General features: G+C 73.5%; 12 protein-coding genes and 1 pseudogene. 6 read left to right on the top strand and 7 right to left on the bottom strand.

All coding sequences use genetic code 11. The annotated features are described in order from the left end of the window. Positions 1–4 precede the first annotated feature (4 nt). The 3 genes and pseudogenes from BN1555_RS10710 to BN1555_RS10720 all read right to left on the bottom strand — a co-directional run bounded on the left by BN1555_RS10710 (position 5) and on the right by BN1555_RS10720 (position 7,852). Positions 5–3,657, bottom strand: a pseudogene (locus tag BN1555_RS10710) (UvrD-helicase domain-containing protein). A 51-nt stretch (positions 3,658–3,708) separates the two neighbouring features. Next, entirely contained in the window at positions 3,709–7,233 is a 3,525-nt protein-coding gene (locus tag BN1555_RS10715) for an ATP-dependent helicase (protein WP_093799162.1), read from the bottom strand. A 226-nt stretch (positions 7,234–7,459) separates the two neighbouring features. Next, complete coding sequence (locus BN1555_RS10720; protein ID WP_304364347.1) at positions 7,460–7,852, bottom strand: MGMT family protein; 393 nt, start codon at positions 7,850–7,852, stop codon at positions 7,460–7,462. 263 nt (positions 7,853–8,115) lie between these two features. Here BN1555_RS10720 and BN1555_RS10725 point away from each other — a divergent pair, with 263 nt between their 5' ends. The 6 genes from BN1555_RS10725 to BN1555_RS10750 all read left to right on the top strand — a co-directional run bounded on the left by BN1555_RS10725 (position 8,116) and on the right by BN1555_RS10750 (position 17,396). Continuing rightward, positions 8,116–10,722, top strand: a complete 2,607-nt coding sequence (locus BN1555_RS10725) for a lysylphosphatidylglycerol synthase transmembrane domain-containing protein (protein WP_255305982.1) — start codon at positions 8,116–8,118, stop codon at positions 10,720–10,722. A 109-nt stretch (positions 10,723–10,831) separates the two neighbouring features. Continuing rightward, on the top strand, positions 10,832–11,227 hold the full coding sequence (locus tag BN1555_RS10730) for a TOBE domain-containing protein (protein WP_093799165.1): 396 nt from the start codon (positions 10,832–10,834) through the stop codon (positions 11,225–11,227). After that, complete coding sequence (gene modA / locus BN1555_RS39645; RefSeq protein WP_093799166.1) at positions 11,205–12,047, top strand: molybdate ABC transporter substrate-binding protein; 843 nt, start codon at positions 11,205–11,207, stop codon at positions 12,045–12,047. The genes BN1555_RS10730 and modA overlap by 23 nt, the downstream gene beginning before the upstream one ends. A gap of 17 nt (positions 12,048–12,064) precedes the next feature. Then, on the top strand, positions 12,065–14,017 hold the full coding sequence (locus BN1555_RS10740; RefSeq protein WP_255305983.1) for an ABC transporter permease: 1,953 nt from the start codon (positions 12,065–12,067) through the stop codon (positions 14,015–14,017). A gap of 97 nt (positions 14,018–14,114) precedes the next feature. After that, complete coding sequence (locus BN1555_RS10745) at positions 14,115–15,677, top strand: alpha/beta hydrolase (RefSeq protein WP_093799168.1); 1,563 nt, start codon at positions 14,115–14,117, stop codon at positions 15,675–15,677. A 111-nt stretch (positions 15,678–15,788) separates the two neighbouring features. Continuing rightward, positions 15,789–17,396, top strand: a complete 1,608-nt coding sequence (locus BN1555_RS10750; protein ID WP_093803328.1) for an alpha/beta hydrolase — start codon at positions 15,789–15,791, stop codon at positions 17,394–17,396. 189 nt (positions 17,397–17,585) lie between these two features. Here BN1555_RS10750 and moeZ read toward each other — a convergent pair whose 3' ends face one another. The 4 genes from moeZ to BN1555_RS10770 all read right to left on the bottom strand — a co-directional run bounded on the left by moeZ (position 17,586) and on the right by BN1555_RS10770 (position 21,932). Continuing rightward, positions 17,586–18,764 (bottom strand): adenylyltransferase/sulfurtransferase MoeZ, encoded by a 1,179-nt coding sequence (moeZ, locus tag BN1555_RS10755; protein WP_093799169.1) that lies wholly within the window; start codon positions 18,762–18,764, stop codon positions 17,586–17,588. A 63-nt stretch (positions 18,765–18,827) separates the two neighbouring features. Next, complete coding sequence (locus BN1555_RS10760; RefSeq protein WP_176710016.1) at positions 18,828–19,580, bottom strand: spherulation-specific family 4 protein; 753 nt, start codon at positions 19,578–19,580, stop codon at positions 18,828–18,830. Then, the gene (locus tag BN1555_RS10765) at positions 19,568–20,578 is read right to left on the bottom strand and encodes an SDR family oxidoreductase (RefSeq protein ID WP_093799170.1); all 1,011 of its coding nucleotides are present in this window, start codon (positions 20,576–20,578) and stop codon (positions 19,568–19,570) included. The genes BN1555_RS10760 and BN1555_RS10765 overlap by 13 nt, the downstream gene beginning before the upstream one ends. 148 nt (positions 20,579–20,726) lie before the next feature. After that, complete coding sequence (locus BN1555_RS10770) at positions 20,727–21,932, bottom strand: hypothetical protein (RefSeq protein WP_141662836.1); 1,206 nt, start codon at positions 21,930–21,932, stop codon at positions 20,727–20,729. Between the last annotated feature and the right edge of the window lie 3 nt (positions 21,933–21,935).

A 21,935-nucleotide genomic window follows, 5' to 3' on the forward strand; every position in this document is an offset into this window, starting at 1 on the left:
GAGCCTATCCGCCCGCCGGTGGGGGCTCGTCCAGCAGGATCCGTTCGAGCTCGGCGCGACCGGGGAGGCGGGCGGGGCGCGCGATTTCGCCGGTGCGTACGTAGAGGAAGGCGGCGGCCACGGAGTCGAGCGGCAGGTCGTGCTGCTCGGCCCAGGCCAGGCGGTAGAGCGCGAGCTGGAGTGGGTCGGCGGTGTGTGTACGGCCCGTCTTCCAGTCGATGATCTCGTACGCGCCGGTCTCCTCGTCGCGGTACACCGCGTCCATGCGGCCCCGGATCACCCGGCCCGCGAGGGTGAGGTGGAAGGGCACCTCGATGCGGTACGGGGTGCGGCGGGCGTACGGGGTGCGCTCGAACGCCTCCTTGAGGGCGGCCAGGTCGCGCTCGTCCGCGATCTCGGCCTCGGTCCCGTCGCCGGGCAGCTCGTCGGGGCCGAGCATGGGCAGCGGCAGCTCCTCGAAACGTGACTCCACCCACGCGTGGAACCGGGTGCCGCGGCGGGCGGCGGGCTGGGGCGGGCGCGGCATGGGGCGGGCGAGCTCGTGGGCGAAGCCGTCGGGATCGGCGGCGAGCCGCAGGAGCTGGGACGCGGTCAGGGAAGGGGGGACGTGGACATCGCGGGTGGTCGCGCGGGCGCGGCGGAGCTCACCGGCGAGGGCGTCGAGGTCGCGGTCCCAGGAGGCGATGGCGCGGGCTTCCTCGGGGGTGAGGGAGCCCGCGCTTCGGCCCGCCTCTTCCCGGGGCTGCGGAACGAACCCTGCGGGCCCTCGGGTCCCGGTGAGGCGCGTCGCGTCCGCCGGGTCTGTCGGGTCCGTCGGGTGGGGGCGTGCGGGCGTGGCGGCGTGGTCCCGGGCGCCGGAGGCGGGGTGGGCGTGCTCCGGGGCGGCGCCGGGATGCCCGGGGGCCGGGGGGGTCCGGGGCGCGGGTATGGCACCGGGGCGCAGGGTGGACCAGTTGCCCCAGTCCGCCGGGCCGGGATCGTCGTCGTCTTCGTCTTCGCCTTCGTAGAACGCGTCGGGGGGACCGGCGTCGGGGCCGGCTCCGGACCGGGCGCCGTCACCGGCCGCCGTGGGGCGTTCCGTGAGGAGGGTGTCCCAGTCCGCCGGACCGGCGGCGGAGTCTTCGTCCGCACCGGCGGCGGGCTCCTCGTCGGCCCGGTCCGCGGCCAGGTCCTCCAGGTGGGCCATGACCGTTTCCGCCGCCCGGCGGCGGCGGGCCATGGACGTCGGGTCCAGCGGCAGGGGCCAGGCCCGGTCCGCCGCCGACTCGCGCAGGGAGGGGTTCTCCTCGTCCTCCGCCGGCTCGTCCGCCCATGCCTCGATCTCTCCGAAGCCGGCCGCGCAGTGGTCGTACAGTGCCCGCAGGAAGCCGGAAGGGCCGCGCGGTTTCTTCTGGGTCGGGCCCCACCAGTGGCCCGAGCCGAGCAGCAGCGAACGCGGGCGCGTGAAGGTGACGTACCCGAGGCGGAGTTCCTCGGTGTGCTGGTGGGCCTTCATGTCGTCCTTGAACGCCTTGATGCCCTTGCTGTCCCACTCCCCCACGTCCGGCAGGGTCGCCGCGTCACCGCGCAGCGCGTGCGGCAGCACCTTGGCCTGGGACGTCCAGGAGTCGCGGGACTGCTCGCTCGGGAAGTGGCCCGTCACCAGGCCCGGCACCGCCACGACGTCCCACTCCAGGCCCTTGGACTTGTGCGCGGTGAGCACCTTGACGGTGTTCTCTCCGCCGGGCAGGGCGTTGTCCAGACCCTTCTCGTACTGGGCGGCGGTCCGCAGGAAGCCGAGGAAGGCCAGCAGGTTCGCCTCGCCGTCGAGCGCCGCGAATCCCGCCGCCGTGTCCAGGAAGTTGCTCAGCGTCTCGCGCCGGCGGGCGGCCAGGGCGTGCGGTGAGGCGGACAGTTCCACTTCGAGGCCCGTCGTGGCGAGCACCCGGTGCAGCACGTCCATGAGCGGGTCGGCGAGCGAGCGGCGCAAGTCGCGCAGCTCGGCCGCGAGGCGCGCGAAACGGATCCGGGCGTCCGCCGAGAAGGGCAGGCCGTCGTCCGTACCGCCGGACTCCAGGAAGGTGTCGAGCGCATCGGCGAGGGAGACGACCTCCGCCGGGTCCACACCCTCGACTGCCTCGGCCAGTCTTCCGTCGGGGTCGGTCTCCGGGTCGGCTCCCGGCGCGCGGTGGACGAGCAGGCGTGCCCGGCGCCCCAGCAGCGCCAGGTCGCGCGGGCCGATGCGCCAGCGCGGGCCGGTGAGGATGCGGACGAGCGAGGCGTTGGCGCCCGGGTCCTGGAGGACCTCGCAGACCGCGACGAGGTCGGCCACCTCGGGGAGGTGGAGCAGCCCGGAGAGGCCGACGACCTCGACCGGTACGTCGCGGGCCACCAGCGCGCCCTGGATCTCGGCGAAGTCCCCCGCCGTACGGCACAGGACGGCGATCTCGCCCGGCTCCTTGCCCGTACGGACGAGGTGGGCGATCGAGTTGGCCAGCCACTCGATCTCCTCCGCGTGGGTGGGCAGGAGGGCGCAGCGGACGATGCCGTCGCGCTCCGCGCCGGGGGCCGGGCGCAGTGCCTCCACGCCTTCGTGCATGGCGCGCAGGGGGACGGCCAGGCCGTTGGCGAGGTCGAGGAGGCGGCCGCCGCTGCGTCGGTTCTCGCTGAGCGAGAAGCGGGACGCGGGGCTTCCGTCGGTGTACGGGAAGTGGGCGGGGAAGTCGTCGAGGTTGGCGACGGAGGCACCACGCCAGCCGTAGATCGCCTGGCAGGGGTCGCCGACCGCCGTCACGGCGTGCCCGGTGCCGCCGCCGAACAGGCCGGAGAGGAGGAGGCGCTGCGCGACCGACGTGTCCTGGTACTCGTCGAGGAGGACCACCCGGAATTCGTCGCGCAGGATCCGGCCGGTCTCCTCGCTGGTGAGCGCGAGCTCGGCGGAGAGCGCGATCTGGTCGCCGAAGTCGAGGAGGTCGCGGCTGCGCTTGGCCTCGCGGTAGCGGGTGGTGAGGTCGAGCAGTTCGAGGCGGGCGGCGGCCGCCTCGGGGACCTTGCGCAGGTCGGCGTTGGAGAGCTTGACGGACGCGAGGGTGCTCAGCAGCCCGGTGTCGTACGCCGCGAGGCGGACCGGCTTCACGAGGTGCTCGGCCAGCTCGGCGTCCAGCGACAGCAGGTCGCTGACCAGCGACGGGAACGACCTGGTCAGTGCGGGGTACGGACCGGGGGCCTCGCGCAGCACACGGGCGGCGAGCTGGTAGCGGGTGGCGTCGGCGAGGAGGCGGGCGGTGGGTTCGAGGCCGATGCGCAGGCCGTGGTCGGCGAGGAGCTGCCCGGCGAAGGCGTGGTACGTCGAGATCCGGGGCTCGCCGGGGGGTTGTCGGGGTCGATGACGTCGGGGTCGGTCACCCCGGCGCGCACCAGCGCCTTGCGCACGCGCTCGGCGAGCTCACCGGCGGCCTTGTTGGTGAAGGTCAGACCCAGCACCTGCTCGGGGGCGACCTGCCCGGTGCCGACCAGCCACACCACGCGCGCGGCCATGACCGTCGTCTTGCCCGAACCGGCTCCGGCCACGATGACCTGCGGGGCGGGCGGTGCGGTGATGCACGCCATCTGCTCCGGTGTGAACGGGATGCCGAGGAGCTCTTTGAGCTCCTCGGGGTCGGTGATTCGAGCTGACACCCGAGAGAGGCTATCCGGCCCCGGTGACAGCGACGTTCCGTGACGGCGGCGCTACTCGACGATGTGGCGGCCCTCCGGCTGCGCGCTGCACGCGGCACGGAACGCGCAGTGCGTGCAGTGCTGGCCGGTGGCCGGGCTGAAGCGTTCGTCGAGTACGCGGCCCGCGGCGGTGGCGAGCAGATCGCCGACCCACTCCCCGGCGAGCGGCTCCTGCGCCTGGATCCTGGGGAGGGCCTCCCCGCCGTCCTTCTTGGCGGCCGGCTGCCGCAGCTGTACGAGTTCGGCGCCGCCCGGCTCGGGGCGCGTCCCGCCGAAGACGTCGTCCACCGCGCCCTCCCGTACGGCGAGCTGGTAGACGGCCAGCTGCGGGTGGTGGGCGACCTCCTCGCGCGTGGGGGCCGCTTTCCCCGTCTTGAAGTCGACGACGTACGCCCGTCCCTCGGCATCCGCCTCGACGCGGTCCATGGAACCGCGGATGCGCACCTCGTACTCGCCGCCCGCCTCCAGGGTCACGTCGAAGTCGTGCTCGGTCGCCACCGGGGTGCGACCGCCGCGGTCCATGACGTGCCACTGGAGGAAGCGTTCGAGCGCCACGCGCGCGTGCTCCTTCTCCTGCTGGGACTTCCAGGGGGCGTCGAAGGCCAGGGCGTCCCAGACGGAGTCGAGGCGTTCCATGAGTACGGCGAGATCGGCGGGTGTACGGCCGGACGCGACCTCGTCGGCCAGGACGTGCACGACGTTGCCGAAACCCTGCGCGGCGGTCGCGGGTGCGTCCGCTTTCACCTCGCGTCCCAGGAACCACTGCAGGGAGCAGGTGTTCGCGAGCTGGTCCAGTGCGCTTCCCGAGAGTGCCACGGGCTGGTCGCGGTCGCGCAGGGGGATGCTGCTGTGCGTCGGGTCGTACAGGCCCCACCAGCGGTACGGGTGCGCGGAAGGGACCAGCGGCTGGCCGTCCTCGTCGGCGAGGGCGGCGAGGCGGGCCAGCCTGCGGGCGGCGGCGTCGCGCAGGGCGGGGGTCGCCGCCGGGTCGACGGTGGTGGCGCGCAGTTCGGCGACGAGGGCGGCCACGGCGAGCGGGCGGCGGGGGCGGCCGGTGACGTCCCGGGGTTCGACGCCGAGTTCGGTGAGGAAGCGGGAGGGCTGGTCGCCGTCGTCGGCGGGGGCCTTGACTGCGGTGACGACCAGGCGCTCGCGCGCGCGGGTCGCGGCGACGTAGAAGAGGCGGCGTTCCTCGGCGAGGAGGGCGCCGGGGGTGAGGGGCTCGGCGAGGCCGTCGCGGCCGATCCGGTCCGCTTCGAGGAGCGAGCCACGGCGGCGCAGGTCCGGCCACAGGCCCTCCTGCACTCCCGCCACGACGACCAGGCGCCACTCCAGCCCTTTCGAACGGTGCGCGGTCATCAGGCGTACGGCGTCGGGGCGTACGGCGCGCTTGCTGAGGGTGTCGGCGGCGATGTCCTGGGCGTCGAGCTCTTCCAGGAAGTTCAGGGCGCCGCGGCCGCCGGAGCGCTCCTCGGCGCGGGCGGCGGTGTCGAACAGCGCGCACACGGCGTCGAGGTCGCGGTCGGCGTTGCGGCCGGCCGGTCCGCCGCGCAGGGCGGCGCGTTCGAGGCGCCCTGGCCAGGGGGTGCCGTTCCACAGCTCCCAGAGGGCCTCTTCGGCGGTGCCGCCGGCTTCGAGGAGGGTGCGGGCCTTGCGCAGGAGCGTGCCGAGGCGCTGGGCGCCACGGGCGTACGCCGGATCGTGCGCGGCCAGGCGCTCGGGTTCGGCGAGAGCGCGGGCGAGCAGTTCGTCGGAGGACGGCGGGAGCCGGTTGCCGGCGGCACGCTCCTCGTCGCGCAGGGCGCGGCCGAGACGGCGGAGGTCCGCGGTGTCCATGCCGGCGAGCGGCGAGGCGAGCAGCTCGGCGGCGGCTTCCGTGCTGAGCCAGGTGGTGGCAGCGGGCGGGGCGGGGCTTGTCCGGTCCTTCTCCTCCTCCTGCTCTTCCTCGGACTGTGGGGCGGGCTCTCCGGGCTCTCCGGGCTCTCCGGCAGCGTCGGTGTCCTCCCGCACGGCGGACGTGTCCGGTCCGCCAGGGGCGTCGGTTCCGCTGCCGTGGGCCGGCGCCGGCGCCGCGAGGGGCGGTTCTCCGGTGGCGGGGCCGGATTCCCGGGACACGGCGGGAGACGGGGTGACCGCCGCCCCGGCCACTGCCCTCAGGGCCGTCAGCAGGGGGGCCACCGCGGGCTCGTGGCGCAGGGCGAGGTCGTCGCCGTCGATCTCCAGGGGGACGCCCGCGGACGTGAGGGCCCTGCGTACGGCGGGGATCGTGCGGCCGCCGGCGCGTACCAGTACCGCCATCTCGTTCCACGGCATGCCCTCCTCCAGGTGGGCGCGGCGCAGGATGTCCGCGATGTTGTCGAGCTCCGTGCCCGCCGTCGGATACGTGAAGACCTCCACGCGGCCCCCTTCGCGTACCGGAGCCAGGTCGCGGTGGGCCCGTACCTTCTCGGCCGGCAGGCGCGTCAGCGGCATCCGGCGGGTGAGCAGGCGGGTGGCCGCCAGGAGGCCGGCTCCCGAGCGGCGCGAGGTCGTCAGCACCTCCACCGGAGAAGGGGAGCCGTCCGCTGTACGGAACCTGTCCGGGAAGTCGAGGATGCCGCCGACGTCCGCACCGCGGAACGCGTAGATCGACTGGTCCGGGTCGCCGAAGGCCACCAGGGTGCGGCCGGAGCCGGCCAGGGCGTGGAGGAGACGGACCTGCGCGGGGTCCGTGTCCTGGTACTCGTCCACGAAGACGGCGTCGTACCGCGCGCTGAGCCGCCCCGTGAACTCCGCCCGTTCGGCGAGCAGCACCGCGCGGTGGACCAGTTCCGCGTAGTCCAGGACGCCCTGCATGTCGAGTACGTCGAGGTACTCGGCCAGGAAGGCCGCCGCGGCCTTCCAGTCGGGCCGTCCCGTGCGCGCCGCGAAGGCTCCGAGGGCGTCGGGGCCGAGCCCCAGCTCCCGGCTGCGCGCCAGTACCGCGCGGACCTCGTCGGCGAAGCCGCGCGTGGTGAGACAGGCGCGCAGTTCGTCCGGCCACCGGACGGGGGACGGCAGGCCGGTGTGCTCCAGCTCGACGTGGCCGGCGAGCAGGTCGCGTACGGCGACGTCCTGCTCGGGACCGGACAGCAGGCGCAGGGGTTCGCTGAAGAGGTCGCTGTTCTGGTGGGCGCGGACCAGGGCGTAGCAGAAGGAGTGGAACGTGGTCGCCTGCGGTCCGTACGCGCCGCCGAGCCGCAGCGCCAGCCGGTCGCGCAGTTCCACCGCCGCCTTGCGGCTGAAGGTGAGCACCAGGATGCGCGCCGGGTCGGCTCCCTTGGCCACGCGCGCGGCGACGGCCTCCACCAGGGTCGTCGTCTTTCCGGTGCCCGGTCCCGCGAGGACCAGCAACGGACCGCCCGGGTGGTCAACCACAGCGCGCTGCCGTGCGTCCAGGAGAGGGGGATCCACCGGGCCCGGCGGGGTACGCACCAGTCGGTACGCGCTCGGGGTCCGCTGCCGCGCCTGACGGTGCGGAGGATTCCAGGCGGAACCTGTGGAAGGGGAGGAGCTCACGTGGATCGCCGGTCCTGGTGGGTGTACGGGTTGACTTGCCGCGCGCGGAGCGCGGTGGGTGCGGGATGAGCGCTCTGCGCGTGCCGCGTCCAGAGGACGCTACGCCAGCGGGCGGCGGGGACGCAGCGAATCCGCCTCGTACCCGGTCCGGCGCCCCGGCCCGTGTCCTTCCCGCGCCCCGCACGCTCCCGGCGCCGCCCGCCGCGCCGCCGCATGCTGGAGGCTGTCAGGTGTGAGCCGTGTGAGTTTGTCCACTTCCGTCGCCCGGGCCGCCGCCCGCGGCGCCGTCCCACCGCGCCCGCTTCATGTCCAGGCGCGGCAGATGGTCCCCGGACTGCCGGGGGGCCGTGCGCAGCGGGGTGCCTTCCGCGCGGTAGTGCCCCAGTGCGCGCAGTTCGTGGCCGGGCAGCAGCGCGCCGTCGGCACGCACCACGCGCCACCAGGGCGCGCCGCCGCCGTAGAGCGCCATCACCCGCCCCACCTGACGGGGGCCGCCCTCCTCGAGCCACTCGGCGACGTCCCCGTACGTCATCACACGTCCGGGCGGAATCATCTCCGCCACCTCCAGCACGCGCTCGGCGTACTCGGGGAGTGCGGGGGCTTCCGGCTCGTCGTTCATCCGGCCCATCCTGCACCACGGCACCGACAGTGCGCACTGCTCCATGGGGCGTGCCCAAAACACCGCACGCCCCCGCAATGCACCCTGATGCCCCCCTCTGTCATCCGGTCATGCCACCATCATCCGGGCGGTGACAGGTGATACGAGATCGAGAAGACGCGATGAAGGAGCAGGGCGTGCAGCCTCCCCCGGCGGCGAGCACCCCTGGCGCCGAGTCTCACCCTGACGCTTCCGAGAACGCTCCCGAGAGGCCCACGAAGAACATGAACAGCGGGCCCGCGGGAAGCCACATCGACCGAGTGTCCGGCGACGAACCGCTGCTCTCCGCGCGCGTGCACCGCCCCTCCGACCTGGTACGGCTGCTCGTCGGCGTACTGGGCATCGTCTGCGTACTGGCCATCGCGGCCTTCGCGCACGGCACCGCGTCCGGGCTCGAACAGGACATCAGCAAGGGCACGGGCCAGACCCCGGACGTCTTCATCAAGCTGGCCGGCCTCATCTCCAGCATCGCCGTGCTGATCCTCCCGGTCGCCTTCGCGATCGAGCGGCTGGTCAAGCGCGACGGACTGCGGATCGCGGACGGCGTTCTGGCGGCCGTGCTCGCGCACGGTGTCGCGCTCGCCACCGACCTGTGGGTCTCCGAGGCCGCCCCGGACACGATCAGGGAAGCGCTCACCCAGGCCGCGGAGAACGGCGGACTGACCGATCCCGTGCACGGATATCTCGCGCCGGTCATCGCCTACATGACAGCCGTCGGCATGGCCCGCAGGCCACGCTGGCGCGTGGCGCTGTGGGCGGTGCTGCTGCTCAACTCGTTCGCCGTGCTCGTCGGCCGCCAGACCACTCCGTTCTCGATCATCGTCACCGTGCTGATCGGCTGGACCGTCGCGTACGGGACGCTCTACGCCGTCGGGTCCCCGAACGTACGGCCCACCGGGCAGACCCTCCTCGCGGGCCTGCGGCACGTCGGCTTCCGCCCCGTGACGGCGATGCGCGCCGAGGACGTGCCCGACTCGGCCGAGCAGGGCGACCGCGGGCGGCGCTATCTCGTCACCCTGGAGGACGGGCCGCCCCTCGACGTCACCGTGGTCGACCGCGAGCAGCAGGCGCAGGGGTTCTTCTACCGGGTGTGGCGCCAGGTGACCCTGCGCGGCATCACCCAGCGCCGCTCGATCCAGTCCCTGCGCCAGGCCCTGGAGCAGGAGGCGCTGCTCGCGTACGCCGCCATCGCCGCCGGGGCCAACGCGCCGAAGCTGATCGCCACGTCCGAGCTCGGCCCCGACGCCGTGATGCTCGTGTACGAGCACCTGGGCGGCCGCTCCCTGGACTCGCTGCCCGACGAGGAGATCACCGACGAGCTGTTGCGCGGTGCCTGGCGTCAGGTGAAGGCCCTCCAGTCGCGCCGCATCGCGCACCGCAGACTCGTCGGCGACGCGATCCTGGTGGATCGTTCCGGCAAGGTCATCCTGACCGATCTGCGCGGCGGTGAGATCGCCGCGGGCGACGTCGTCCTGCGCATGGACGTCGCCCAGCTCCTGACGACGCTGGGGCTGCGCGCGGGCGCCGAGCGCGCCGTGGCCGCCGCCGTGGAGGTGCTGGGGCCCGACGCGGTCGCCGACAGCCTGCCGCTGCTCCAGCCGATCGCGCTCAGCCGCTCCACCCGCGCGACGCTGCGCAAACTGGCGCGCGAACGCTCGCAGCGCGAGCGCGAGGCGGTGCTCGAGGCGTCGCACGCCGCCAAGGCGGCCGAGGCCGGGGAGCCCGGCGCCGGCGAAGCCGCGGCGGCCGGTGGCCGCAAATCCGTACGGGCGGGGAAGAAGGCCGAGAAGGGGGCCATAGAGGAGGCCCTGGAGGAAGCGCGCGAAGAGGACCTGCTGACGCAGATCCGTCACCAGGTGCTGCTCATCCGGCCGCAGGCGCCGATCGAGCCGGCCCGCCTCGAACGCATCAGGCTCCGCACGCTCGTCAGCGTCGTCGCCGGCGCGTTCGCCGCGTACTTCCTGATCTCGACGCTGATGGCCAACGACATCACCGAGGCGATCGCGAAGGCGGACTGGCGCTGGGCCGCGGTGGCCGTGCTGTTCTCCGCGCTGAGCTACCCGGCCGCGGCGATGAGCCTGCTCGGCTTCGTTCCCGAGAAGGTCGCCTTCTGGCGGACGGTCAAAGCACAGGTGGCCGGGTCCTTCGTGAAGCTGGTCGCGCCGGCGGCGATCGGCGGTGTGGCGCTCAACGCCCGTTTCCTCCAGCGCGCCGGGGTGCGTCCCGGGCTCGCGGTGGCGAGTGTCGGCGCCTCGCAACTCTTCGGCCTCGCGAGCCACATCACGCTGCTGATGGTCTTCGGCTATATGACGGGCACCGAACACACCCCCACGCTCTCCCCGTCCCGGACGGTGATCGCGGGGCTGCTGACGGCGGCGGTGCTGGCGCTGGTGGTGACGGCCGTGCCGATCCTGCGCAGGTTCGTGGTGACGCGGGTGCGGTCGTTGTTCGCGGGTGTGGTGCCGCGCATGCTCGACGTACTGCAGCGGCCGCAGAAGCTGATCACCGGTATCGGCGGGATGCTCCTGCTGACCGCGGCGTTCGTGATGTGCCTGGACGCGTCGATCCGCGCCTTCGGCAGCGACGTCCACCTGAGCTACGCCACCGTCGCCGTCGTCTTCCTGACCGCCAACGCGCTCGGCTCCGCGGTGCCGACGCCCGGCGGTATCGGCGCGGTCGAGGGTGCGCTCATCACGGCGCTGACGTTCGCGGGCCTGCCCGCCGCGGTCGCGACCCCGGCGGTGCTGCTGTACCGGCTGTTGACCTTCTGGCTGCCGGTGCTGCCGGGATGGCTGTTCTTCAACCACCTGACGCGCAAGGAACAGCTCTAGCCACCTCCGGCCCACCTCTGGTCACTTCGTACGAGCCGTACCGCATCTGCCAGGAGCATCACCCGATCTTCCTTGCAGGTGCGGACCGAACGGCCATACATTGCCGCACATGCGGTCCTACACCACTCAACAGGCGGCGCGGCTCCTCGGCGTCAGTCCCGACACCGTCCGCCGCTGGGCCGACGCCGGCCGGATCACCACGCGCAGGGACGAGACCGGCCGGCGGCTGGTCGACGGACCCGTTCTCGCGGCGTACGCCGTCGAGCTGGCCCAGCAGGCCGACGAGCACGGCGAGGTCCCGTACACGACCGCGCGCAACGCCTTCGCCGGGATCATCACCGCGGTGAAGCTCGGCGATGTCGCCGCCCAGGTCGAGATACAGGCGGGCTCGCACCGGCTGGTCTCCCTGCTGACCCGGGAGGCCGTCGAGGAGCTCGGCCTGGAGGTCGGGATGGAGGCGGTGGCCCGCGTGAAGTCGACCAATGTCCACATCGACCGCGCGTGAACCGGCGGTGTTCCCGCCGAACGCGACCGACACTCCAGGGGTCTCCGTGCGCCGTACCGTCCTGCCCGCCGTCGCCGCCTCGCTGCTCGTCCCGCTGCTCGCCGCCTGTGGCGCCGAGGACGGCGGGGGCCCGCAGGCCGGCGAGAAGGCGGGCACCGCCGAGATCACCGTGCTGGCCGCGGCCTCGCTCACCGATGTCTTCGAGGAGGCCGGCGCGGCGTACGAGAAGGAGCACCCCGGCACGGAGGTGACCTTCTCCTTCAACGGCTCGCAGGAACTCGCCTCCCAGGTGCGCCAGGGAGTGCCCGCCGACGCGCTGGTCACCGCCGACACCACGACCATGGACGGGCTGAAGGAGGACACCGGCGACCCGGTCGTCATCGCCAGGAACCGCCTCACCATCGCCACCGCGAAGGGCAATCCGGAGAAGATCGGCGGACTGGAGGACCTCTCCAGGGGCGGTCTGAAGGTGGTTCTCGCGGCGCCCGAGGTGCCGGTCGGCCGCTACAGCCAGGAGATTCTGGACGGGGCGGGAGTGAAGGTGAAGCCCGTCTCCCAGGAGCCGAACGTGCGCGCGGTACTGAGCAAGGTGGAGCTGGGCGAGGCCGACGCCGGTCTGGTGTACGTGACGGACGCCGCGGCGGCCGGGGGCAAGGTCGCCACGGTCGCCGTGCCCGACGCGCAGAACGCGGTCGCCTCGTACCCGGCCGCGGTCCTCGACGGCTCGGAGCACAGCGAGGAGGCCTCGGACCTCGTGCGGTGGCTCACTTCCCCGAAGGCGCAGAAGCTGCTGCGCGACGCGGGGTTCCAGGCGCCGTGAGCCCGGTGAAGGGGCGTGTGCCGCTCACGCTCACGCTCCCGGCGGGGCTGGCTGTCGCCTTCCTGCTGCTCCCGCTGGCGGGGGTGCTCGCCGGCGCGCCGTGGTCGTCGCTGCCCCGGCGGCTGTCCGCGCCCGCCGTGACCGAGGCGCTCGGCCTGTCACTGGTGGTCTCCGGGTGGGCGCTGCTCCTGTCGCTCGTACTGGGCGTGCCGCTGGCGTGGCTGCTGGCGCGGGTCCCCTTCCGCGGCAAGGCTCTGGTGCGCGTTCTGGTGATGCTGCCGATGGTGCTGCCGCCGACGGTCGCAGGTGTGGCGCTCCTCCAGGGGTACGGGCGGCGCGGGCTGATCGGTGAGCAGCTGTCGGACTGGTTCGGGGTGAGCCTGCCGTTCTCGGCGGCGGGGGCGGTCGTCGCGTCCGCGTTCGTCTCGATGCCGTTCCTGGTGATCAGTCTGGAGGGGTCACTGGCCGGGCTGCACCCCCGGTACGAGGAGACGGCTGTTTCGCTCGGTGCGTCACCGCTGCGGACGTTCTTCACGGTGACCGTCCCGATGGTCGCTCCGGGACTGCTCGCGGGTGCGGCACTGTGCTGGGCGCGTGCACTGGGCGAGTTCGGGGCGACGATCACCTTCGCCGGCAACCTGCCGGGCACCACACAGACCCTGCCGCTCCAGGTCTACCTGCTGCTGCAGAACGACCCGGACGGCGCCGTGGCGGTGTCCCTGCTGCTGCTCGCGGTGGCGACAGCGGTACTGATCGCCCTGCGGGGCCGCTGGCTGGGCCCGCAGGGCGCGGACCGCGGCGCGCCGGCGACGGCGCCGGCTCCCGAGGACGACGCGCCGTCTCCGGGTGCCCTGCCTGCGGGCCCGGACGCCGTTCCCGGGAACGCGCCCTCCACCGGCGGGGCCGGTGACGCCGGTGACCGGTCCGGCGACGTTCCCCGGTGGCCGCTGGCCGCCGAGGTCGACGGGTACGCGCGCGTGGGGCTCGATGTCGCGGGCGGCCGTACGGTCGCCGTCGTCGGCCCCAACGGAGCGGGCAAGACCACCCTCCTGCGCGCTCTCCTCGGACTCACCGACCGGGCCACCGCGCGCTCCCTCCGGCTCGGTGGACAGGACGTCGCTCCCCTCCCGCCGCACCGTCGCGGCATCGCCTGGGTGCCGCAGGACGGCGCGCTGTTCCCGCACATGACCGCACTCGCCAACACGGCGTACGGGAGAACCTCCCAGGGCGCTCCCAGGACACGCGCGCGCGCGGAGGCCCAGGAGTGGCTCGACCGGCTCGGCGTCGGCCACCTCGCGCACCGCAGGCCCGGCCAGCTCTCGGGGGGCCAGGCGCAGCGCGTCGCCCTCGCCCGCGCCCTCGCCGCACGCCCCCGCCTCCTCCTCCTCGACGAGCCGCTCGCCGCACTGGACCAGACGACCAGGGCCCGCGTCCGGCACGCCCTGCGCGACCACCTCGCGGGCTTCCCCGGCGTCTGCCTGATCGTCACGCACGATCCGGTCGAAGCCGTTTCGCTGGCGGACCACGTCCTCGTACTGGAGGAGGGCGAGCCCGTGCAGTACGCCCCTCCGGCGGAGGTCGCCCGGCATCCGCGTTCCCCCTGGGTGGCCCGGATGCTCGGCCGCAACGCCTGGCCCGGCACGACGACGGCCGACGGCCTGGAGCTGCGCGGCGGCGCACACCTGGTCGCAGCGGAACCGCTGCCCGGCGGCGCCCCGGGCCTCGCCGTCGTGGGCCCCGAGGCCGTGTCCGTACACCGGAACCGGCCCACGGGAAGCCCGCGCAACAACTGGCCGGGAACGGTCCGCGAGCTGACGGCGCACGGGAGCCGCCTGCGCGTCCTGATCGACGCGGCCCCCGGGGTCGTCGCGGAGGTCACTCCGGTGGCGGCCGCGGAACTGGGGCTCGCGGAGGGGGTGCGGGTGTGGGTGAGCGTGAAGGCGACGGAGGTCACCCTGGTCGCGCTCTGAGCCGTACCCCGGTGCGCACGGCCGGCGCGGCTGCCCGTGCCGTCCCGAATGGCGCTCCCGGAGCGCACGCTCCCGCGTCCCGTCGCACGATGGATCCATGCCGACTTCCGCCGCCCTGCGTGCCGCGGCCGTTCTCACCACCGCGGCCGTTCTCGTGTCCCTCGCCGGCTGTTCCGACAGCGACGGCCGGGGCGGGGGCGGCGCCGGGAACAGGGATCTCGCCGTCCAGGAGCTGGACTGGGCGGACTGTTCCGCCCCGTCCGTCGCGGAGGGCGGCGGCGCTTCCCCGGAACCCCTCCCCGGCGGTGACGCCTGGCAGTGCGCCTTCATGGACGCCCCGCGCGACTACGCGAAGCCCGACGGCGAGACGATCGAAATCGCGCTCATCCGCGCGAAGGCCCGCGACACGGACGACCGCATCGGCTCCCTCGTCTTCAACTTCGGCGGCCCCGGCGCTTCGGGCGTGACCGGCCTGCCCTCCCTGGCCGCGAACTACGAGCGGCTGCGCTCCCGTTACGACCTCGTCAGCTTCGACCCGCGCGGCGTCGGCCGCAGTGTGGGCATCCAGTGCCAGGACGACGAGGAGCTCGACGAGTTCTACGCCCAGGACGGCACCCCGGACGACGCCGCCGAGGAGAAGGCCTTCACCGACAGCCTCGCGTCGTACGCCTCCGCCTGCGAGGAGAACTCGGGCGACGAGCTCCCGTACGTCGGCACCACCAACGCCGCTCGCGACATGGACCTGATGAGGCAGGTCCTCGGCGACGACAAGCTGCACTACTTCGGCATCTCGTACGGCACCGAACTGGGCGGCGTCTACGCGCACCTCTTCCCCGAGAACGTCGGCAGGATGGTCTTCGACGCCGCCGTCGATCCCACCCGGTCCTCCGAGCAGAGCTCGCTCGGCCAGGCCAAGGGGTTCCAGCTCGCCCTGGACAACTTCGCCGAGGACTGCGTCGAACGCGGTGACGCGTGCGCGCTGCCCGGCGGTTCCGTGGAGGAGATCGAGGACTTCGTCGTCGGCCTCCTCCGGAGGCTCGACAAGAAGCCCGTCAAGGGCATCGGCGACCGCGAGCTGACGCAGAGCCACGCCGCCAACGGGATCCTCCAGGCCCTGTACTCCAAGGAGTACTGGAAGTACCTGGAGCAGGGCCTCGACGAGGCGGACGGCGGCAGCGGCGAGCTTCTGCTCACCCTCTCCGACGCCATGAACGGCCGCAGCCCCGACGGTTCGTACAGCAATATCGGCGCCGCCAACGCCGCCATCAGCTGCGTGGACAACAAAGCGCGCCACGACATGGCGCACGCCAAGGCGAAGCTCCCCGAGTTCCGCAAGGCCTCGCCCGTCTTCGGCGACTTCCTGGGCTGGGGCCTGATGGGCTGCTCCGAGTGGCCGGTGCCCGGAGAGTCGGACACCCCCGACGTGAGCGCGCCCGGCTCGGCCCCCATCGTCGTCATCGGCAACACCGGCGACCCGGCGACACCCTACGAGGGCGCGAAGGAGATGGCCGCCGAGCTGGGTGAAGGCGTCGGCATCGAGCTGACGTACAAGGGACAGGGGCACGGCGCGTACAACAGCGGCGACCGGTGCGTGCACAGAGCGGTGGACGCGTACCTGCTGAGGGGCAGGGTCCCGGCCTCCGGGACCGTCTGCCCGTAAGCCTGCCGCCGGTTCTGCCGGTGCTCCTGGCAGTGGTCCTCTCAGTGGTCCTGTCAGTGGCTCCGCCTAGGATGACGAATCCGCTTTCGAATGCCGGTGTCCGTGGGGGTCGTGGTGGCACATCTTGTACGGGCAGTCGCCCTGACGGCCGCCGCGTTGCTCACGGCGGGAGCCGCCACCGGCTGCGGCAGCGGCAGCGGCAGCGGCTCCACGGGCGGCGGGGACACGTCCCCCGCGCCCGCGACGGCCACCTCCACGGCCCCGCGGGGCGGCCACGACGACGGCGAGCAGCCCGCCCTCCCCGCCGCGCTCACCGGCCAGCAGCTCGACTGGAAGCGGTGTGCCGCGCCCCGCAAGGCGGCCGGCGGCGCCGCCCGGGCCCCCGGCGGCGACTGGCAGTGCGCCACCCTCACCGCCCCGCTGGACTACCGCAGGCCGGGCGGCGGGACGATCGGCATCGCGCTGATCCGCTCCAAGGCCACCGACGGCGACCGGCGCGTCGGTTCGCTCCTGTTCAACTTCGGCGGGCCCGGCGGCTCCGGCGTGGCGGGGCTGCCCGGCGCGGCACCGGCGTTCGACACCCTGCATTCCCGCTACGACCTGGTCAGTTTCGACCCGCGTGGCGTCGCGGAGAGCTCCGCCGTCGTCTGCCAGGACGACAAGCAGGCCGAGGCCTCCTTCCGGCTGGACTCCACCCCCGACACCCCCGCCGAGGAGAAGGCCTACCTCGACGACTCGGCCGCCTTCGGCGCGGGCTGCGCCAGGCGTTCCGGAAAGGTCCTGCCGTATGTCGGCACGAGCAGTGCCGCCCGCGACATGGACCTGATCCGCCACGTCCTCGGCGACAAGAAGCTGAACTACTTCGGCTTCTCCTACGGTACGGAGCTGGGCGGCACCTACGCCCACCTGTTCCCGGAGAACGTCGGCCGTATGGCGCTGGACGCGGTCGTCGACCCGTCCGCGGACTTCGTCCGCCACGCGCGCAATCAGGCCCTGGGCTTCCAGCGCGCGCTGGAGAACTACTTCAGGAGCACCGGCACCACGGCGGAGGCGGGCACCGCGCGCGTCGTGCGCCTGCTCGACCGGCTCGACAAGGAGCAGCTGACCACCGGCACCGGCCGCCCGCTCACGCAGAGCCTCGCGGTCACCGGCATCATCGCCCCGCTGTACGGCGAGGACGGCTGGCCGGCACTGACCAAGGCCCTGCGCGAAGCCGAGAACGGCGACGGCACGGCGCTGCTGACGCTCGCCGAGTCGTACAACGACCGGGACTCGGACGGGCGTTACGGCACGGCGCACCACGCCCAGCGCGCCATCTCCTGCGCCGACGCCAAGGGACGTGTGAGCGGCGAGCGGGTCAGGGCGGTCCACCTGGCCGACTTCCGGAAGGTCTCCCCCGTCTTCGGCCCGTACCTCGCCTGGGACCTGGCCGGCTGGTGCGCCTCCTGGCCGGTCGACGGGGAGCACGAGACCCCGGAGGTCGGCGCGGAGGGCGCGGCTCCCGTCCTCGTCATCGGCGGCAAGGGCGACCCGGCCACGCCGTACGAGGGTTCGCTGCGGATGGTCGAGGAGCTGGGCAGGGGCGTCGGCGTGCAGATCACGTACGAGGGCGAGGGCCACGGCGCGTACCTGACGGCCAACGGATGCATAGCGCACGCCGTCGACCCGTACTTCCTGGACGGCAAGGTCCCGGCGGACGGCACCACCTGCGCCGCGTGATCAGCGGCCGCCTGGCCGGCAGCCGCGCGAAGCGCCGGCCCCGGTGCGGAACGGATGCGGCGGACGAGGCGGATGCGCGGGATCCGGCTCGCACCGACGGGCAGGAAAGGGAGGGGCCGTCCCGCACGTGACGTGCGGGACGGCCCCTCCCTGCCTGCGTACAGCGAATCGCCCGCGTACGGCGAAGGCCTAGTAGATCGGCTTCTCCGGCTCGATCTGGTTGACCCAGCCGATGACGCCGCCACCGACGTGCACCGCGTCCGCGAAGCCCGCGGACTTGAGCACCGCGAGGACCTCCGCACTGCGGACACCCGTCTTGCAGTGCAGGACGATGCGCTTGTCCTGCGGCATGTCCTGGAGGGCGGCGCCCATCAGGAACTCGTTCTTGGGGATCAGCCGCGCGCCCGGGATGGAGACGATCTCGTACTCGTTCGGCTCGCGGACGTCGATGATCTCGATCTTCTCGTCGGCGTCGATCCACTCCTTGAGCTGCTGGGGAGTGATCGTGGAGCCGAGCGCCGCCTCCTGCGCCTCCTCGGACACGACGCCGCAGAAGGCCTCGTAGTCGATGAGCTCGGTGACGGTCGGGTTCTCGCCGCAGACCGCGCAGTCCGGGTCCTTGCGGACCTTGACCTGGCGGTACTGCATCTCCAGGGCGTCGTAGATCATCAGCCGGCCGACCAGCGGGTCGCCCACGCCGGCCAGGAGCTTGATCGCCTCGGTGACCTGGATGGATCCGATGGACGCGCAGAGCACGCCCAGCACGCCGCCCTCGGCGCAGGACGGGACCATGCCCGGCGGCGGGGGCTCGGGGTAGAGGCAGCGGTAGCAGGGACCGTGCTCGGACCAGAACACGGACGCCTGGCCGTCGAAGCGGTAGATCGAGCCCCAGACGTACGGCTTGTTCAGGAGCACGCACGCGTCGTTGACCAGGTAGCGGGTCGCGAAGTTGTCGGTGCCGTCGACGATCAGGTCGTACTGGGAGAAGATCTCCATCACGTTCTCGGCTTCGAGCCGCTCTTCGTGAAGGACCACGTTCACGTAGGGGTTGATGCCGAGGACCGAGTCGCGGGCGGACTCGGCCTTCGAGCGGCCGATGTCGGCCTGGCTGTGGATGATCTGGCGCTGCAGGTTCGACTCGTCGACCTCGTCGAACTCCACGATGCCGAGCGTTCCCACGCCGGCGGCCGCGAGGTACATCAGCGCGGGCGAACCCAGGCCACCGGCGCCCACGGCGAGCACCTTGGCGTTCTTCAGCCGCTTCTGCCCGTCCATCCCGACATCCGGGATGATCAGGTGGCGGGAGTACCGGCGAACCTCGTCGACAGTGAGCTCGGCGGCGGGCTCGACCAGGGGTGGCAGCGACACGGGGACTCCGTAGGTCGGTCAATCAGTACGGTTGTTCTCCGCGTAACACTGCCACGCCCCTCCTCATTCCGAGACACCCGGTCCGATCCGCGAGACGATTTCGTCCCAGTAACCGGGCAGTGTCTCGAATGGATCGGTTTGCCCGTCGAGGCCGCTGCGGTCGGTCAGGAAGACCGTCCCCGCGCCCTGCCAGCGGGCGATCCGCACGGCCTCCTCCAGGTGCGTGCGCGGCAGGCCGTGCACCAGGTGGCAGAAGCGCTCGGGCGGATGGTCCGCGGTCCACTCCGCCACCTGTGACCAGCGGTAGTCCGCCCACGGCCCCGAGAACGTCACCAGCTGGTCGGCGGTCTCCGCATAACCCGGGTACGGGTGCGTACCGTGGCCGAGGACCAGGTGGCCGCCGTCGGCCAGTGCGGACAGCGCGGCGCCGAGGCGCCGCACCCCGGGGAGCTCTGTCCGGTCGGCGGGACAGCGGTCCAGATAGAAGCCGTCGACCCGGTACCAGTCGCGGAACCGGTGCGCGTCGGAGACGAGTTCGCCGAAAGGTCTGGCTCCGTACACCGCGTCGAGCCGGCCCAGCACCCTGACACCGGCGTTGCGGATGCGGCCCGCGGCCTCCAGGCAGTGCGGGTCGGGGCGGGCGCCCGGGCCGTTGGAGACGTTGAGCACCACCCAGTGCAAGGGGGCCCCGGGGCGGGTGAGTTCGGCCCATTCGACCGGGGCGACGAGCGGGTGGGCGTAGCCGGGGACCCCGAAACCCATGCGGTCGGCCGCGGTCGCGGCCTGTCGCAGCCGGGACGTGGTCAGATGCGACACGCGGCCTCCATCCAGATGTCGGCGAGCGACTCCTCCAGGTTGATCCGGGGACGCCAGCCGAGCCGGTCGCGCGCGGTGCGCACATCGGCCTGCTGCCAGCTGCCGCAGCCGTCCGGGTACGGGTACGGGGCTCCCAGGTGCTCCGGTGCCGTCTCGCCGCGCGGTGCGCCCACCGAGGCGAGCACTGCGCCCACTCCCCCGTTGCGCGCCGCCGCCGACGCGCTGCCCGCGGCGTAACCGGGAGGGGCGTCGAGCTCGTGCAGGGCACCGCCGTAGCCCGCGACCCTGGCCAGGACCGCGGCGGCGTCCCGCAGCCGGACCGCACGGCCGGTGCCGATGTTGATGGCGCCCTGCGCGGCGGAGAGGGAGGCGGCGTGCACGGCGCGCGCCACGTCGCGCACGTCGACGAAGTCACGCTGCACGCCGAGGCCGCCGAGCTTCAGCTCGCCGTCCCCGGACTGCATCGCGCGGCGCATCGCCTCGGCGAGCCGGCCGAGCGGCGAGCCGGCGGGCGTACCGGGCCCGACCGGCGAGAAGACCCGGAGCACGACGGCGTCGAGCCCGGAGCCGAGCACAAGCTCGGTGGCGGCGAGTTTGCTCACACCGTACGGGCCGCCGGGGCGGGGTACGGCGTCCTCGGCGGTGGACGACCCCGGTTGCGAGGGCCCGTACTCGGCGGCGCACCCCAGCTGGACGAGCCGCGCTCCGCAGCCGCTGCGGCGCAGGGCCTCACAGACGGTGGCGACGGCGACGGTGTTGTGCCGGGTCAGGTCGCGGGCGCCGCCGCGGGTGGCGCCCGCGCAGTTGATGACGACTCCGGGGTGGACGGCGTTCAGGAAGCGGGTCAGCGCACCGGGGCTGCCGGTGGCGAGGTCGAACCGTACGTCGGCGTCGTCGCCCCGCCCGAGGGCGGTGAGCTGCACGGCCGGGTCGGCGAGCAGCCGGTCGGCGACGAAGCGGCCGAGATATCCGTTGGCACCCAGCAGCAGGACCCTCATCGCGCGTCCCCTCGGTGCCGACCGGCTGATGCTGGGGGTTGGGGGGTCATGATCACGTTCTCCTTCGGGGTGTTCGGTGAGTGCTGCGGTGTACGCCCGCGACGTCGGCTCCGCGGGAGGCGGTGACGGTGGTGGCGGATCTGTGCGGTCAGTGCGGACCCTGCGGGCCGGATGCGTCGGATGCGTCGGACGTGCCGGGTCCGGGCGCGTGGGCGGAGGCGCGGGAGAGCGCCGCCGTCGCGTGGACGAGCAGGGCGAGCGCGGCCAGGGCGCAGGCGACCGCCGGGACGGCGCCCGCGCCGCCGGTCTCCACGAGCACCTCGACGGGCCGGGCGAGGAAGCCGCAACCGGGCAGGCGCGCGGCGAGTACGGCGGAAAGCGCGGCGATCTGCACGGCGGACGCGGCGGCGAGCCCGGTGGATGCGGGCCTGGAGAAGCCGTGGACGGTAAGCAGGCGGGCGAGGAAGAGGAGCGCGCCGAGGGCGACGCCGGACGCCGCAGCGGCCCACCCGCTGTCGCCGGTCACGCTTCCCGCCCCGATGCGGAGGCAGAGGAGCACGCCCGTGAACAGTCCGGTGACGCCGAGTACGAGGGGCCGGACCGCCGCCGCGAACTCCTCGGTGTCACGGCTCGCGGCGAGCCTGCGCCGCGCCCGTACGGCGATGAGGTGCGCGCACCAGGCCGCGGGGGCCGGCGCCACGGCGAGGGCCACCAGCGTCGTCGTCGCCACCGGCCAGGGCCCTTCGAGGCCAAAACCGGGACCGGAGCCGGGACCGGGACCGGGGCCGGGGCCGCCCGCGACGAGCCGGCCGAGCAGTCCGTCCCCGAAGACGCCGTATCCGAGCAGCCAGCACACCCACAGGCGCGCGGCGGGCGCCGTGCGCCCCTCGGCGCGCAGGGGCCCGTGGCGCAGGCACAGGACGAGCGTGACCGCGGCGATCAGAGCCCCGGCCGCACCGACCGCCAACTCCGCCTGCCCGTCAGTCAGTTCGATCCCCGCGGCGGTGAGGACACAGGCGGCGCCGGGCAGCAGCGCGTACGCGATCCAGCCGGCGCGCGGGAGCGTCTCGGGCGCCGGGGGCTCCCCGACGCCGTCACCGGCGCGCGGCACGCGTGCGTACAACTCCTCGGCGAGCGCGAAGACGTCCCGGTGGCGGAAGCGCGCGGCGGTCCTGTCGGTCACCCCGTGCGCTTCGAGACCGGCGGCGATCTCCAGTGGGTCGACGGCCCGTTCGCAGAGCTCCCGGTGCCGGTGCATGAGCGCCCGCACGGGGTCGGCGGGTCCGCGGCGCGGCGGGAGGCTCCCCGAGCCCCCGGTGCGACCGGGGGCAGCCGTCGTACGGGATGCGCCCATCCG

The sequence above is a fragment of the Streptomyces sp. Wb2n-11 genome, from assembly GCF_001049855.1.
GTDB lineage: Bacteria > Actinomycetota > Actinomycetes > Streptomycetales > Streptomycetaceae > Streptomyces > Streptomyces altiplanensis.